Here is a 14,417-nt window from a genome sequence, read left to right on the forward strand (position 1 = left end):
TCGTCTGCTCAGGGCTTGAAGACGACCGGCACGGAGCTCTGCGTGAAGTCCCAGATCTCCGTCGCCGTGCGGCCGCTGACGCGGATGCAGCCGTGCGACTCCTTGAGGTTCGTGCCGAGGTACCAGTCGGGGTGGATCTGGCTGCCGCTGGACTTGTACTCCGGCACGCGGTGGAAGCCGACGCCGCACAGTCCGGTCTGGATCCGCGTGTAGTGCTCGAGCCAGAGCGTCCTGGAGTAGTCGGTGTTCCACCGGACGTGCGCGGGGCGTCCGCAGTCTGATCCGCTGCGGTAGGTGCGGGCGGAGAAGACGCGGGGGTTGTCGATGATCCCGCCCTGCCAGCGGACGGTGCCGTCGGCGCGGACCAGCCAGACGTAGTTCTGCGTCCGTGACACGACGATCCGCTTCCCGCTGCCCGAGGCAGGGACGGGCCGGCGGTCGCAGCGGACCTTCTTCGCGGCCTCGAGCTTCGTCCACGTGCCACTGTCGAGGCTGCCGGTCTGGGCCAGCCAGTTGGCGGCCTGGAACTTGATGACCGCCGCCTTCGTGCGTGTGCCGAACGCGCCGTCGACCGTGCCGGCGTCGCAGCCCGCGTCGTCCAGGAGCCGCTGCGCGACGCTCACGGTCCGCGCGGCAGCTGCCGGGGGAGCGGTGGCGACGAAGCCGCCGAGGGCGAGCGTGCTGCTCAGGAGTACGACGAAGGTGGAGCCGAGGTGCGCCATGGTGGGCCTCCAGGATGAGGGGTCATCCGTGAGACGCGCTCGAGGCCCTCGAGGTTGCGTCCTACAGGGAAATTCCTCGACCGATCCCGGCCTCAGGGGTTGGTGAGGATCTCCGCGCCGTCGGCGGTGACGAGCAGCGTGTGCTCGAACTGCGCGCTGCGCTTGAGGTCGCGGGTCACGACCGTCCAGTTGTCGGGCCACATCGTGTAGTCCTGCGTGCCGAGGTTGAGCATCGGCTCGATGGTGAACGTCATGCCCACCTGGATCAGGTCGTCGTAGTGGTCCTGGTCGTAGTGGGGGATGATCAGCCCGCTGTGGAACGACGTGCCGATGCCGTGGCCGGTGAAGTCACGGACGACGCCGTAGCCGAAGCGCTTGGCGTAGGACTCGATGACCCGGCCGATCACGCTCGTGCGGCGGCCCGGCTTCACCGCGTTGATCCCGCGCTGCAGCGCCTCGCGCGTGCGCTCGACCAGCAGCCGCGACTCCTCGTCGACGTCGCCCGCGAGGAACGTCGCGTTGGTGTCGCCGTGGACCCCGTCGAGGTACGCCGTGATGTCGATGTTGACGATGTCGCCGTCCTCGACGACGCGGCTGTCGGGGATGCCGTGGCAGATCACCTCGTTGACGCTCGAGCAGAGCGACTTGGGGAAGCCGCGGTAGCCCAGCGTCGAGGGGTAGGCGCCGTGGTCGCAGAGGAACTCGTGCCCGATCCGGTCGAGCTCGTCGGTCGTCACGCCGGGCACGATCGCGGCGCCCACGAGCTCGCGCGCCTGGGCGGCGAGGCGGCCGGCGACGCGCATCTTCTCGATCGTCTCGGCGTCCTTGACCTCGGAGCCGGTGAACTTCGCCGGGGCCGGCTTGTCGACGTACTCCGGCCGCGGGATCGAGGCGGGAACGGGGCGGCGCGGGGAGATCGTTCCGGGCGCGACAGGGGCTGCGACGGGCATGTGCTGAGTGTAGGTTCGCGCTATGAGCGAGAACGACGCGGAGTACTGGTTCTGCCTCAAGCACCACACGGTGGAGCCCGGCGCGGGCTGCCGCGCCAACGACCGGCTCGGTCCCTACCCGACCGAGGCCGAGGCGGCCCGCGCACTGGAGAAGGTCGCCGAGCGCAACGAGGCATGGGACAACGACCCCGAGTGGAACGACGAGGGGTGAGCGCCGCGGGGGAGTCGCGGGAGGCGACCCCACGCCGCGGCCAGCCGGTCGCGGAGAAGATCTCGCCGTGGCCGTTCGTCGGCATGGCCGGAATGGCCTGCACCTTCTTCCTGAACGCTGCCTCCGGCCTGCTCGTGCCGCCGTGGGCGGTCGCCGTCCTGCTCGCCCTGTGGGGCGGGCTGCTCCTGCTCGGCTTCCGCTGGTGGACGCCGCACCCGCGCCGCGTGGCGCTGCTCCCGGTGGTGTCGGTGCTGCTGTGGTTCGGTCTCGTGAACCTCGGCGCACTCCTCTTCCACTGGACCGCCTGACCGCTGGGCCCCGGACCCCGTCCGCCGGGGCGGCAGAAGTTGTGCAACCAGAAGGTTGACAATTGGCCACGTCGGGCGTTGACTGATCATCAACCAGTCGGTTGATCGAGGAGGCGTTGTGACGGACCAGCTGTCGAAGGCGTTCGCGGCCCTGGCAGACCCCACCCGGCGTGACCTGGTGGCCCGTCTTGCCGCGGACGGCGACGCGACCCCCGGCGAGCTGGGCGCGCCGTACGCGATGAGCCTGCAGGCCGTCTCCAAGCACCTGAAGGTGCTCGAGGAGGCTGGCCTGGTCACGCGTTCGCAGAAGGGGCGCCGGCGTCCGGTGCACCTCGAGGCGGACGTCTTCGACCTGATGACGAAGTGGATCGAGCGCTACCGCCGCGAGGCGGAGGAGCGCTACGCCCGCCTCGATGCCGTGCTGGGGAACCTGACCGGATCCGACGACCGAGAGCGAGATGTGTCATGAGCACCGTCGTGCACCACGAGACCGCGATCGAGGCCCCTGAGGGGCTGCCGACCATCGAGATCACCCGCGAGTTCGACGCGCCCGCGGAGGCCGTCTTCCGGGCCCATGCCGACCCGCGCCTCTTCGCGCAGTGGGTCGGGCCGCGCTCGATCGCCACGCGCGTCATCGACTGGGACTGCTCGACCGGAGGGCGCTGGCGCTACGTCGCCGAGCGTGACGGCGAGGAGGTCGCGACGTTCTTCGGCTCGTTCCACGAGGTGCGGCCCGGTGAGCGAATCGTCCAGACCTTCACCTGGGAGGGCGCGCCCGACAGCGTCTCCCTGGAGATCCTCACCCTCGAGGAGCTCGACGGCGGCCGATCCCGGCTGCACGCGGTCTCGGTCGGGGAGAGCGTCGAGGCACGCGACCGGATGATCGCCGCCGGCATGGAGTCGGGGATCATCGAGGGCTACGAGCAGCTGGACGAGCTCCTCGCTTGAGTGCTCTTCTGAAGCGCATGACTTCATTGTCGTGAAATGAAGGTATTGTCTTCACATGGAGACCCAGCAGCCCGTGGCGACCGTGATCGGCGACGTCGTGGGCTCGAGGTCCGCCGCCAGCCGGGCGGCACTGCACGCGCGCGTGGTGGGCCTGCTCGCCGAGGCGAACGCCGCCGCCCCTCTCGTGCCGCTGCGGATCACGGTCGGGGACGAGTTCCAGGGCTGCTTCGCCGAGGTGGGCGCAGCGCTCCGGGCGGTGCGTGCGCTGCGTCTGGCCGGTCTCCCGGACGTCGACCTGCGGTTCGGCATCGGCTGGGGCCCGGTCGCGGTGCTCGAGGAGTCGCCGCGGGTCGAGGACGGCCCGGGCTGGTGGGCTGCTCGTGCCGCGATCGAGACAGCCGCCGACGAGGCCGGGCGGCCGGGGCGGCGACTGACCCGCTCGGCGTACCGGTGCGCGGAGGGGGTGGCCGGCCCCTCGGAGGCGGCCGTCAACGCCGCGCTCCTCCTGCGTGACCAGGTGATCGGCGCGCTCTCGCCCCGGTCACTGTCGGTGGTCCGTGGTCTGCTGGACGGGCGAACGCAGGGGGAGATCGCCGCCGCCGAGGGAGTCTCGGCATCGGCCGTCTCCCAGCGCGTGCGCAACGACGGCCTGGCGACGCTGGTCGCGGCCGAGGCGCTGCTCGAGGAGGTGCGATGACCTGGCTGGCCCTGCTGCTCACCGGTGTGGCCGTGACCGACCTGGCCCACTCGGTGCTGCAGCGCCACGTGGTGCCCCAGTGCGTCGGCGCGCTCGCCGCCGTGGCACTCGCGCTGCTGGCGGGGCTGACCTCGACTCGTGACGTCGTTGCGCTGGTCCTCGTGATCGTGGCTGTGCTCGCGTGGGGCTACTCCGTGAGCCGGGGGTTCGCCGCGGGCGGGCGTGCCTGGGTGCCGCTCACGGTGCTCGCCGTCACCGTCACGGCCGCGGTGGCGACTGCGCCGTTGGCTCCCTCGCCGCCGACCGACGGGCTGGTCGAGCGCTGGCTCGACGCCATGCCGTGGCCACTGCTCGACGGCGTCGGCCCCGAGCGTGCCCTGCTGCTCGTCGCGTTGATGCTGGTCCAGCTCTCGACGGGCAACGTGGTCGTGCGGCTGGTCCTCGCCGCCACGGGCACCGTGCTGCCCGCGCAGCACGGCACGTCCGGCGACCCCGAGATGCGCCTCAAAGGTGGTCGCCTGCTCGGCCCCATGGAGCGCCTGGTCATCTTCGGGCTCGGGCTCGTCGGAGAGCTGACCGCCGCCGGCATCGTGATCGCGGCCAAGGGCCTGCTCCGCTTCCCGGAGCTGCAGTCGAAGGGCGAGCAGGAGCGGATCCACCAGCTCACCGAGTACTTCCTCGTCGGCAGCTTCGTCAGCTGGCTGGTGCCGCTCGCGTCGCTCGTCCTGCTCGCCTAGACCGTGCCGGCCTGGCCGCCCGAGCGGCAGGCACCGCAGCTCAGAACGAGTGCTCGGCGTCGGGGAAGGTGCCGCCCTTGACGTCGGCGGCGTACGCCTTCGCGCCCTCGAGCAGGACCGACCGGACGTCGGCGTACTGCTTGACGAACTTCGGCATGCGACCGGAGCGGATGCCGAAGGCGTCGGTCCAGACGAGGACCTGGCCGTCGCAGCCGACGCCGGCGCCGATGCCGATGGTGAGGATGTCGAGCTCCTTGGAGACCTGCTCGGCGACGTCCGCCGGGACCATCTCCATGACGACGGCGAAGGCGCCGGCCTCCTGGACCGCGCGCGCGTCGGCGAGGACCTTCTCGGCGCCCGCGCCACGGCCCTGGATCCGGTAGCCGCCGAGGGTGTGCTCGCTCTGCGGGGTGAAGCCGATGTGGGCCATCACCGGGATGCCGCCCTGGACCAGCTTGGTGATGACCGGAGCCATCTCGGCGCCACCCTCGAGCTTCACGCAGTGGGCGCCGCCCTCCTTCATGAACCGGACGGCGGTCAGGTAGGCCTGCTCGGGGCTGGCCTGGTAGCTGCCGAACGGCAGGTCGCCGACGACCATCGCGCGCTTCGCGGTCTTGCTGACGGCGCGGGTGAGGGGGAGCAGCTCGTCGACGGTGATCGGGAGCGAGGTCTCGTTGCCGAGGACGTTGTTGGAGGCCGAGTCGCCCACGAGCAGCAGCTCGATGCCGGCCTCGTCGAAGATCTCCGCGGTGTACATGTCGTAGGCGGTCAGCATCGTGACCTTCTCGCCGCGCTGCTTCATCTCCGCGAGGTGGTGCGTGCGGATCCGCTTGATCGGCGCGGCCGCTGCGGGCGCACTGCCGGTGCCGTACGGCGCGGCGACCTCGCCGCTGACTGCCGGGGTGGACGGGGACTGCTGCTCGCTCATCGCGATCTCTCCTGGGGTGAATCTCGAGGCTCCCTGACGGAGTCCCCGGACGCACTCGCAAGGCTAGACCCGTGGCGGCATCCGGCGGCATGTCTGGTCGGTCACGTCATCGGGTGTCCTTCGTGCGGCTGCCTCACCGCCAGCTCGTCAGCTCGTACGCCGCCTGCCCGAGCAGCCAGTCGGCCGCGAGTCCGGCGCCGGTCGCCGTGCGGGCGGGGACGGTCGGCGGCGTGTGGTCCGTGACGACGTCGCCGACTGCGGCGAGGGTGCTCGAGCCCGGCAGGAGGTAGCTGCAGTGGATCGCCACGAACGCGTCCGGCTGGTCGACGTGCGGAGCCGCGACGTGGTCGGTCGGCAGCCGGGTGGCGCCGAAGTCCCGTGCAGCCGGGTCGTGGCCGAGCGGGCCGGCGTGGTGGCCCTCGGGGCTGCCGATCCAGGTGACGGGGTCGAGGTCGTTGGCCGCCACGAAGGTGGGCAGTCGCAGCCCGCTCGCCCGGTCGACGCCGGCGCCGGGACTGCCGAGCAGCACCAGCCGGTCGGCGTCGAGGCCGTCGGAGGCTGCGTGGGCGGCGGTCGTGGAGCCGTAGCTGTGGCCGATCACCGTGACGTCCTGGTCGTGCCGGGTGGCGTCGGCGACGAAGTCCCGCAGCTCGTGGCCGCCCTCCTCGGCCGCCCCCGGACCGGCCACACGGATCGTGTCGGCGAGGTCGCGCGGGTCGAGCCGCCCGCGGTGGAGGTCGTCGTCGGCCGGCGCGTCGTAGCCGACCCAGGCCACGGTCGACGTGCGGTCGTGCGGCGCTCGCAGCTGCGTGGCGCCCCGGACGGCCAGCGCCATCGCCCCGACCTCGCCGATCGACCTGGCGTCCGTCGTCATCCCGGGGACGACGACGGCCACGTGGTCGGCGGCGGAGGGTGCGCCGTACGCGATGACGGCGGAGCCGTCGCCGTCGAAGGCGGACGGGTCGAAGTCGAGGAGGAAGGTGTCGGTGCCACCGTCCGCGAGGGCGGCACGCGTCGCGTCGGCGGAGGCGGAGTCGTCGAGGGCCAGCAGCGCGCGGTACGCCGCGTCGAGGGCCTGCTCGTGCGTGAGGGCCGGGCGGGCCGCCAGTGCCTCGACGAGCGCCTCGACCAGCGCGTCATCGGCCCGGTCGACCGCCCGTTGCCAGCCCCGCCACGCGGCAGCGAGGTCGTCGTGGCGCCGCCAGGCGCCCGCGCGGATCGCGGGCGCGTCCGGCCGGCCGTCAGGCAGGGCGACCAGCTGCGCGAGTGCGTCGGCCTCCGCGTCACTGCGGACGAGGAGCCGGGAGCGCTCGGTCGCGAGGTGCTCCAGCGCACACGCCCAGCTGGCGAGGGCCGCGGCTCCGACGAAGCCGGCGTCAGCGCGGTGTGCAGCGAGCCGCCCGAGCCGGTCGGCGCGCGCGGCGGCGGAGTCGGCCGCGGTGCCGGACCAGCCGCTCCGTGCGGTGTCGAGCACGCGCGTGGTGCGAGCGCCTGCCGAGCTCACGGCGCGTGCCATCGCCACCCAGGTGCGGGCTGCGGTCGCGACAGGACTGACGGGAGGAGCGGGCGGCGGCGCGGCGGGCAGCGGGGGGAGTCCGGTCATGGGGGCAGGTTGCGCCCGGACGGGCGACCCGGCAACCGGTGCGGCGCCGCCCTGTGGAGGGCGGCGACGGCCATCCCGCCGTTCCCTACAGTGGGGCCGTGGACTTCTACTCGTCGTACGCCCAGGGCTTCGCGCGCGTCGCGGCGGTGACCGTGCCGGTGACCGTCGCGGACCCGGCTGCCAACACCGCGGTGATCCTCGAGCAGGCGCGTGCGCTGCACGAGCAGGGCGTGGGGGTCGCGGTCTTCCCCGAGCTCAGCCTCACCGGCTACGCCGTCGACGACCTGTTCCTGCAGGACACGCTGCTCGAGGCGACCGACGCCGCGCTGGCCGACCTCGTCGCGGCGAGCCGGGAGCTGCGCCCGGTCCTCGTGGTGGGTGCTCCGGTCGCCGACGGCACCCGCGTGCTCAACTGCGCGGTCGTCATCCACGACGGCACGGTGCTCGGCGTCGGGCCGAAGTCCTACCTGCCGACGTACCGCGAGTTCTACGAGCGCCGCTGGTTCGCTCCCGGCGACGACCGCAAGGGCACGATCCGGGTGGCGGGCCAGGAGGCGCCGCTCGGCAACGACCTGCTCTTCGCCGCCACCGACGTCCACGGCCTCGTCCTCCACGTCGAGGTCTGCGAGGACATGTGGGTGCCGGTGCCCCCGAGCGCGACTGCTGCCCTCGCGGGTGCGACGGTGCTGGCCAACCTCTCCGCCAGCCCGATCACGGTCGGCCGCGCGGAGTCGCGCCGGCTGCTCGTGCAGAGCGCGAGCGCGCGCTGCAACGCGGCGTACCTCTACTGCGCGGCGGGCCAGGGTGAGTCGACGACGGACCTCAGCTGGGACGGCCAGACGATGGTCTACGAGCTCGGCGAGCTGCTCGGTGAGACCGAGCGCTTCCCCGAGGGCCCCCGGGCCACCGTCGTCGACGTCGACCTCGACCGGCTCCGCCAGGAGCGGCTGCGCCAGGGCACGTTCGACGACAACCGTCGCGGACTCGGCCTCTCGACGACGTCGAGCTTCCGCACGATCGAGTTCACGCTCGACCCGCCGACCGGTGACATCGGGCTGCTCCGCAAGGTCGACCGCTACCCGTTCGTGCCCGACGACGTCGCCCGCCTCGACCTCGACTGCTACGAGGCCTACAACATCCAGGTCTCCGGGCTCGAGAAGCGGATCAGGGCGATCGGCCACGACAGCAAGATCGTGATCGGCGTCAGCGGCGGCCTCGATTCCACCCACGCGCTGCTCGTGGCTGCCAAGGCGATGGACCGGCTGGGCCGGCCCCGCACCGACATCCACGCCTTCACCATGCCGGGCTTCGCCACCGGCGACACCACCAAGTCCTACGCCACGCGGCTGAGCAACGCGCTCGGGGTGACCTTCCAGGAGATCGACATCAAGCCGGCCGCGCGCCAGATGCTCGACGACCTCGACCACCCCTACAGCGAGGGCGAGAAGGTCTACGACGTCACCTTCGAGAACGTCCAGGCCGGTCTGCGCACCGACTACCTCTTCCGGCTCGCCAACCACCGCGGTGGCATCGTGCTCGGCACCGGTGACCTCTCCGAGCTCGCCCTCGGCTGGTGCACCTACGGCGTCGGCGACCAGATGTCGCACTACAACGTCAACGCGGGCGTGCCGAAGACCCTCGTGCAGCACCTGATCCGCTGGGTCATCGCGCACGGCGAGTTCGCCCCCGACGCCAACGAGGTGCTCGGCCAGATCCTCGCGCAGGAGATCACGCCCGAGCTGATCCCCACCGAGGAGGGCGTCAAGCCGCAGGCGACCGAGGACTCGACCGGTCCCTACGCCCTGCAGGACTTCACGCTCTTCCACGTGCTCCGCCACGGCATGCGGCCCAGCCGCATCGCGTTCCTGGCCTGGCACGCCTGGAAGGACGCCGACGCAGGGGAGTGGCCACCGGGATTCGGGGCGGCCGACCGGCCGGCGTACGACCTGGCGACGATCCGGACGTGGCTCGACGTCTTCATCCGGAAGTTCTTCGCCAGCCAGTTCAAGCGCTCGGCGCTGCCCAACGGCCCGAAGGTGAGCGCCGGCGGCACGATGAGCCCGCGCGGCGACTGGCGGATGCCGTCGGACGCCAGCCGTACGGCGTGGCTCGCCGAGCTGGAGAACGTCCCGCGGGACTGACAGCAGCGAGCCGCCGGTCCGGGGTCGGATCCGGGCCGGCGGCGTGACTGTTGCGAGAAGGAGGCAGCGAGCCGGAGGCTCAGCCGTCGTGGTGGTGCCAGGTGGTGGACATGCGCGCCATCGCGACGGCACAGAAGGCCAGCGCGAGCGATCCGATGCCGAAGATCGCCATGCCGCTCATCGCGAAGAAGTTGACCGCGAAGAGGACCATGTAGAGCGCGGCGACATCGCCACCGACGCGCGGCATGAAGAAGACGAGTGCAGCGATGCCGAGCTCGATGACGCCGAGGGTGTAGAGCTCCGTGTCACCGCTCCCCGGCAGGACGTCGTGGACCCAGGAGGCGAGGAAGTCGCCCCAGGCGACGTTCATGAAGCCGGCGAACTTGTCGAGGCCGTAGAGCAGCGGGAGCGCGATGAACGTGCCCCACATGGCGAGGTAACCCTGGCGTGCTCCGTCGACCTCGGCGATGTGCGCCAGGTCGTGCATCTCGTCGCGCATGTCATGCATGGCGTGGGTGAGTGCCATGACTGTGTTCCTTTCGAGGGCTCCCCAGGTCTTGGGGAGGTTCACTTCGACGGTAGACCTGTGAGGCGCTGGTCACAAGGTGACCAAAGTCCGCATTTCTGCAGGTCAGACGTCGTTTCACTGGACTGCTCGACCCGCCTCCCGCGCAGGGTGGGGGCGAGGCAATAGGGTGTGGCCCATGGGCAAGCAGGAAGACTTCGTTCTCCGCGCACTCGAAGAGCGCGACGTCCGGTTCGTGCGCCTCTGGTTCACCGACGTGCTGGGCTCGCTGAAGTCCGTCGCGGTGGCCCCGGCGGAGCTCGAGGGCGCCTTCGAGGAGGGCATCGGGTTCGACGGCTCGGCAATCGAGGGCTTCGCCCGCGTGCACGAGTCCGACATGCTCGCCGTGCCCGACCCGTCGACGTTCCAGATCCTGCCGTGGCGCGGCCATGACGACGGTCGCGCGACCGCCCGCATGTTCTGCGACATCCAGATGCCCGACGGCTCCCCGTCGTACGCCGACCCGCGGCACGTGCTCAAGCGGACCCTCAGCAAGGCCGCGGAGAAGGGCTACACCTTCTACACGCACCCCGAGATCGAGTTCTACCTCTTCAAGGACAGCTACCAGAAGGGCAAGCGTCCGAGCCCGGTCGACCGCAGCGGCTACTTCGACCACACCGCGCAGTCCTTCGGCGCCGACTTCCGCCGCGAGGCGATCACGATGCTCGAGGCGATGGGCATCTCGGTGGAGTTCTCCCACCACGAGGGCGGCCCCGGCCAGCAGGAGATCGACCTCCGCTACGCCGACGCGCTGAGCACGGCCGACAACATCATGACCTTCCGCACCGTCATCCGTGAGGTCGCGCTGGGCCAGGGCATCTGGGCGAGCTTCATGCCCAAGCCGTTCAGCGAGCACCCCGGCTCCGGCATGCACACCCACGTGTCGCTCTTCGACGGCGACCAGAACGCGTTCTACGAGGCCGGCGCGGAGTACCAGCTCTCCGAGACCGGTCGCCGCTTCATCGCCGGCATCCTGCACCACGCCGCCGAGATCACCTGCGTGACCAACCAGTGGGTCAACTCCTACAAGCGGCTGGTCAGCGGCGGCGAGGCCCCGTCGTACATCTGCTGGGGGCACAACAACCGCTCCGCCATGGTCCGCGTGCCGATGTACAAGCCCAACAAGGGCCAGTCGACCCGCATCGAGCTCCGCACGATCGACCCGGCCTGCAACCCCTACCTCGCGTTCGCGGTGATCCTGGCCGCCGGCCTCAAGGGCATCGAGGAGGGCTACGAGCTGCCGCGCGAGGCCGAGGACGACGTGTGGGCGCTGTCCGACCGCGAGCGTCGCGCGCTCGGCATCAAGCCGCTCCCGAAGAACCTCTCCGAGGCGATCGAGATCGCCGAGTCGTCGGAGCTGCTGGCCGAGACCCTCGGCGAGCACGTCTACGACTTCTTCCTGCGCAACAAGCGCAAGGAGTGGGAGGAGTGGCGCTCGCAGGTCACGCAGTACGAGCGCGACCAGATGCTGCCGATCCTCTGATCCACGCCCTCACTAGGTTGGTGGTGTGAGCCCCAGCGACCGCAGGACCGACCGGAGCACCCTGCTCCGGCTGGGCTTCCAGGACGTCGACGCGGCGCTGGCCGGCCTCACCACCCTCGGCCCGTACGCCGACGGCCTGCGCGAGGCGCTCGGCCGCAGCGCCGACCCCGATGCGGCGCTGGCGGCCCTGGTCGCACTCGCGTCCGGGCCCGACGGGGCGGCGTTGCTGCCGGCCCTCGCCGAGGACCCGCCGACGGCGGCCCGGCTCCTCGCGGTGCTGGGGGCCAGCACGGCACTCGCCGACCACGTGGTCCGCGTCCCGGGTGCGTGGCGCGAGCTCGCCGACCCGCTGCTGGAGTCGACCCGCCCGCCGGCGTTCGCACTCCGGGCGGACCTGCTGCGCGCGGTCGGGGCCTCACCGGCGGAGGAGTCGCCTGTCGCGACGCTCGCCGATGCGGAGGCCGTCGACGCGCTCCGGCTCGGCTACCGGCGGCTGGTGCTCCGCCTCGCCGCCCGCGACCTCGCCCACGGTCTCGCCGTCGAGGACGTCGCCGCCGAGCTCTCCGACCTCGCAGCCGCGACCCTCGAGGCGGCACTGGCGGTGGCGCGCACCCGCGTGGGCGAGGCGGCCGGCGACGTGCGCCTCGCCGTCGTCGCGATGGGCAAGTGCGGCGGGCGCGAGCTCAACTACGTCAGCGACGTCGACGTGGTCTTCGTCCACGAGCCCGCTGACGGGGTCGACGACGCCGCGGCCGCGCGGACCGCGGCGCTGCTCGCCGGCCACCTGATCAGGATCTGCTCGGAGCACACCGCGGCGGGCACCATCTGGCCGGTCGACGCCAACCTGCGGCCCGAGGGCTCTCAGGGGCCGTTGAGCCGCACCCTCGCCAGCCATCGCGCCTACTACGAGCGGTGGGCGAAGACGTGGGAGTTCCAGGCGCTGCTCAAGGCCCGCCCGGTCGCCGGCGACGGCGCGCTGGGTGCGGCGTACGTGGAGATGGCGGAGCCGTTCGTCTGGGGTGCGGTGACGCGCGACGGCTTCGTCGCGGACGTCCAGGCGATGCGTCGCCGGGTGGTCGCGCACATCCCGGCGCAGGAGGCGGAGCGACAGCTCAAGCTGGGCTCGGGCGGCCTGCGGGACGTGGAGTTCGCCGTGCAGCTGCTCCAGTTGGTGCACGGCCGGGCAGACGAGGCGATCCGTGACCGGGGCACGCTCCCGGCGCTGGAGCACCTCACCCAGCGCGGCTATGTCGGCCGCGAGGACGGCGGCGCGCTGCAGGAGTCGTGGCGGTTCCTGCGCCGGCTCGAGCACCGGATCCAGCTGCAGCAGATGCGGCGTACTCACGTGGTGCCCGACGACCCCGATGCGCTGCGGCGGCTCGGCCGCTCGATGGAGCTCGGGCGCGACGCCGCCGCCGAGCTCGAGAAGCAGTGGAGGGCGCACCGCCGCGAGGTCCGGCGGCTCCACGAGAAGCTCTTCTACCGACCGCTGCTCAGCGCCGCCTCGCGGCTCCCGGGCGAGGGCGCGGTGCTGAGCGCCGAGGCCGCGCGGGCCCGGCTGGCCGCCCTCGGCTACGCGGACCCGGCCGCCGCGCTACGTCACCTCGAGGCGCTCACCTCAGGGGTCAGTCGGGCAGCCGCCATCCAGCGGACGCTGCTGCCGGTCATGCTCGAGTGGTTCGCCGACGCGCCCGATCCCGACGCGGGCCTGCTCGGCTTCCGGCGGATCAGCGAGGCGCTCGGCACCACCACGTGGTACCTCCGACTGCTCCGCGACGAGGGCGAGGTCGCCGAGCGCATGGCGCGCCTGCTGGCCACGTCGCGCTATGCCACCGACCTGCTCCAGAGGGAGCCGCAGGGCGTGCGCGTCCTCGCCGAGCCGCTCCGGCCCCTGCCGGGGGAGGCGTTGCTCGCGGAGATGCGGAGCATCGCGGGACGCCAGCCCGACGCGGTCTCCGGCGTCCGCGCGATCCGGGCCGTGCGCCGCCGCGAGCTGCTCCGCATCGCTGCCGGCAGCCTGGTCGCCGGCACCGACGTCGCCGAGGTCGGGGCCGGCCTCTCCGCGCTCACCGACGCGACGGTCGAGGCAGCGCTGGAGGTCGTCATGGCCCACGTCGCCCGGCAGCGGGGCTTCACCGAGCCACCGACCCGCATGGCGATCGTGGCCCTCGGTCGCTACGGCGGGGCGGAGCTCTCGTTCGGCTCCGACGCCGATGTCATGTTCGTCCACGAGCCCGTTCCCGGCCCGGACGCGTCGCGCGCCACGGCGTACGCCCAGGGGGTGGCGCTGGAGCTGCGCCGCCTTCTCGCTCTCCCCGGCTCTGACCCTGCACTGGACCTCGACGCCGACCTCCGGCCGGAGGGGCGGCAGGGGCCGCTGGTCCGCACCCTCGAGTCCTACGCCGCCTACTACGCGAGCTGGTCGCGCACGTGGGAGGCGCAGGCGCTGCTCCGTGCCGATGCGGTGGTCGGCGACCCCGAGCTGCGCGAGCGCTTCACGGCCCTCATCGACCCCTTGCGGTTCCCGCCGGGCGGCATCGACGACGACGCCGTCCTGGAGGTACGCCGGCTCAAGGCGCGCGTCGACGCCGAGCGCCTGCCCCGTGGAGCCGACCCGCACACCCACCTGAAGCTCGGGCGCGGCGGCCTCGCCGACATCGAGTGGACCGTCCAGCTCCTCCAGATGCGGCACGCCGGTCGGCACCCCTCCCTGCGCACGCCGCGTACCCTCGCCGCGCTGCAGGCAGCCGCCGACCTCGAGCTGCTGAGCGCGGACGACGCGCAGGACCTCGTGCTCGCGTGGCGCCTGGTCTCGCGCGTGCGTGATGCGGTGACGCTCGTGCGCGGGCGGCCCGGTGACGCGGTGCCGAGTGACGCGCGCGAGCGCGCGGCCGTCGCCGCGGTGCTCGGCTATGCGCCGGGGGAGTCGACCGCGATGCTCAACGACTACCTCCGCGCGACGCGCCGGGCGCGCGCCGTGGTGGACCGGGTCTTCTGGGACTGACGCCTGTAGCCAGCAACTGGTCTGCGATACGGTGCCGCTGGCGCCGTGACCTCGTGGGGAGTTCTGCCCATCGACGTCCCGACGGCTGCCACCTTAGGTTTCGGGGGACGACCGGTTCGG

14 protein-coding genes are annotated in these 14,417 nt (G+C 72.2%); 9 read left to right on the plus strand and 5 right to left on the minus strand.

What is annotated here, in order from left to right:
* Positions 1–8: 8 nt before the first annotated feature.
* The gene (locus IEX47_RS14770; protein ID WP_188784785.1) at positions 9–722 is read right to left on the minus strand and encodes a L,D-transpeptidase family protein; all 714 of its coding nucleotides are present in this window, start codon (positions 720–722) and stop codon (positions 9–11) included.
* Between the two features lie 92 nt (positions 723–814).
* The gene (gene map / locus IEX47_RS14775; protein WP_188784786.1) at positions 815–1,672 is read right to left on the minus strand and encodes a type I methionyl aminopeptidase; all 858 of its coding nucleotides are present in this window, start codon (positions 1,670–1,672) and stop codon (positions 815–817) included.
* A 22-nt stretch (positions 1,673–1,694) separates the two neighbouring features.
* On the opposite strand from map, the gene IEX47_RS14780 reads away from it, so the two are divergent.
* From IEX47_RS14780 to IEX47_RS14805, 6 genes are all read left to right on the plus strand, one after another.
* Complete coding sequence (locus IEX47_RS14780; RefSeq protein ID WP_188784787.1) at positions 1,695–1,883, plus strand: hypothetical protein; 189 nt, start codon at positions 1,695–1,697, stop codon at positions 1,881–1,883.
* On the plus strand, positions 1,880–2,191 hold the full coding sequence (locus IEX47_RS14785; RefSeq protein WP_188784788.1) for a hypothetical protein: 312 nt from the start codon (positions 1,880–1,882) through the stop codon (positions 2,189–2,191). The genes IEX47_RS14780 and IEX47_RS14785 overlap by 4 nt, the downstream gene beginning before the upstream one ends.
* A gap of 118 nt (positions 2,192–2,309) precedes the next feature.
* Complete coding sequence (locus IEX47_RS14790) at positions 2,310–2,660, plus strand: ArsR/SmtB family transcription factor (RefSeq protein ID WP_188784789.1); 351 nt, start codon at positions 2,310–2,312, stop codon at positions 2,658–2,660.
* Positions 2,657–3,139 (plus strand): SRPBCC family protein, encoded by a 483-nt coding sequence (locus IEX47_RS14795; RefSeq protein WP_188784790.1) that lies wholly within the window; start codon positions 2,657–2,659, stop codon positions 3,137–3,139. Before IEX47_RS14790 ends, IEX47_RS14795 begins: the two co-directional genes overlap by 4 nt.
* Before the next feature lie 55 nt (positions 3,140–3,194).
* Positions 3,195–3,836, plus strand: a complete 642-nt coding sequence (locus IEX47_RS14800; protein WP_188784791.1) for a SatD family protein — start codon at positions 3,195–3,197, stop codon at positions 3,834–3,836.
* Positions 3,833–4,573 carry a hypothetical protein gene (locus IEX47_RS14805; protein ID WP_188784792.1) on the plus strand — a complete coding sequence of 247 codons (741 nt, stop codon included), beginning with the start codon at positions 3,833–3,835 and terminating at the stop codon, positions 4,571–4,573. The genes IEX47_RS14800 and IEX47_RS14805 overlap by 4 nt, the downstream gene beginning before the upstream one ends.
* Positions 4,574–4,613: 40 nt before the next feature.
* Here the strand turns inward: IEX47_RS14805 and panB are convergent, their stop codons facing one another.
* Positions 4,614–5,501, minus strand: a complete 888-nt coding sequence (gene panB / locus IEX47_RS14810) for a 3-methyl-2-oxobutanoate hydroxymethyltransferase (protein WP_188784793.1) — start codon at positions 5,499–5,501, stop codon at positions 4,614–4,616.
* Positions 5,502–5,634: 133 nt separating this feature from the next.
* Positions 5,635–7,104 (minus strand): alpha/beta hydrolase, encoded by a 1,470-nt coding sequence (locus tag IEX47_RS14815; protein WP_188784794.1) that lies wholly within the window; start codon positions 7,102–7,104, stop codon positions 5,635–5,637.
* 98 nt (positions 7,105–7,202) lie between these two features.
* On the opposite strand from IEX47_RS14815, the gene IEX47_RS14820 reads away from it, so the two are divergent.
* A complete protein-coding gene (locus tag IEX47_RS14820) occupies positions 7,203–9,245 on the plus strand; it encodes an NAD(+) synthase (protein WP_188784795.1) in 2,043 nt (680 codons plus the stop codon).
* 79 nt (positions 9,246–9,324) lie between these two features.
* Here the strand turns inward: IEX47_RS14820 and IEX47_RS14825 are convergent, their stop codons facing one another.
* Positions 9,325–9,771 carry a hypothetical protein gene (locus tag IEX47_RS14825; RefSeq protein ID WP_188784796.1) on the minus strand — a complete coding sequence of 149 codons (447 nt, stop codon included), beginning with the start codon at positions 9,769–9,771 and terminating at the stop codon, positions 9,325–9,327.
* Positions 9,772–9,949: 178 nt separating this feature from the next.
* On the opposite strand from IEX47_RS14825, the gene glnA reads away from it, so the two are divergent.
* Together glnA and IEX47_RS14835 are read left to right on the plus strand one after the other, a co-directional pair.
* Positions 9,950–11,293, plus strand: coding sequence for a type I glutamate--ammonia ligase (glnA, locus tag IEX47_RS14830; protein ID WP_188784797.1), 1,344 nt, complete (start codon positions 9,950–9,952; stop codon positions 11,291–11,293).
* 25 nt (positions 11,294–11,318) lie between these two features.
* Entirely contained in the window at positions 11,319–14,297 is a 2,979-nt protein-coding gene (locus IEX47_RS14835) for a bifunctional [glutamine synthetase] adenylyltransferase/[glutamine synthetase]-adenylyl-L-tyrosine phosphorylase (protein ID WP_188784798.1), read from the plus strand.
* Positions 14,298–14,417: the final 120 nt, after the last annotated feature.

This window comes from Nocardioides phosphati (assembly GCF_014646375.1).
GTDB classification, from domain to species: domain Bacteria; phylum Actinomycetota; class Actinomycetes; order Propionibacteriales; family Nocardioidaceae; genus Nocardioides; species Nocardioides phosphati.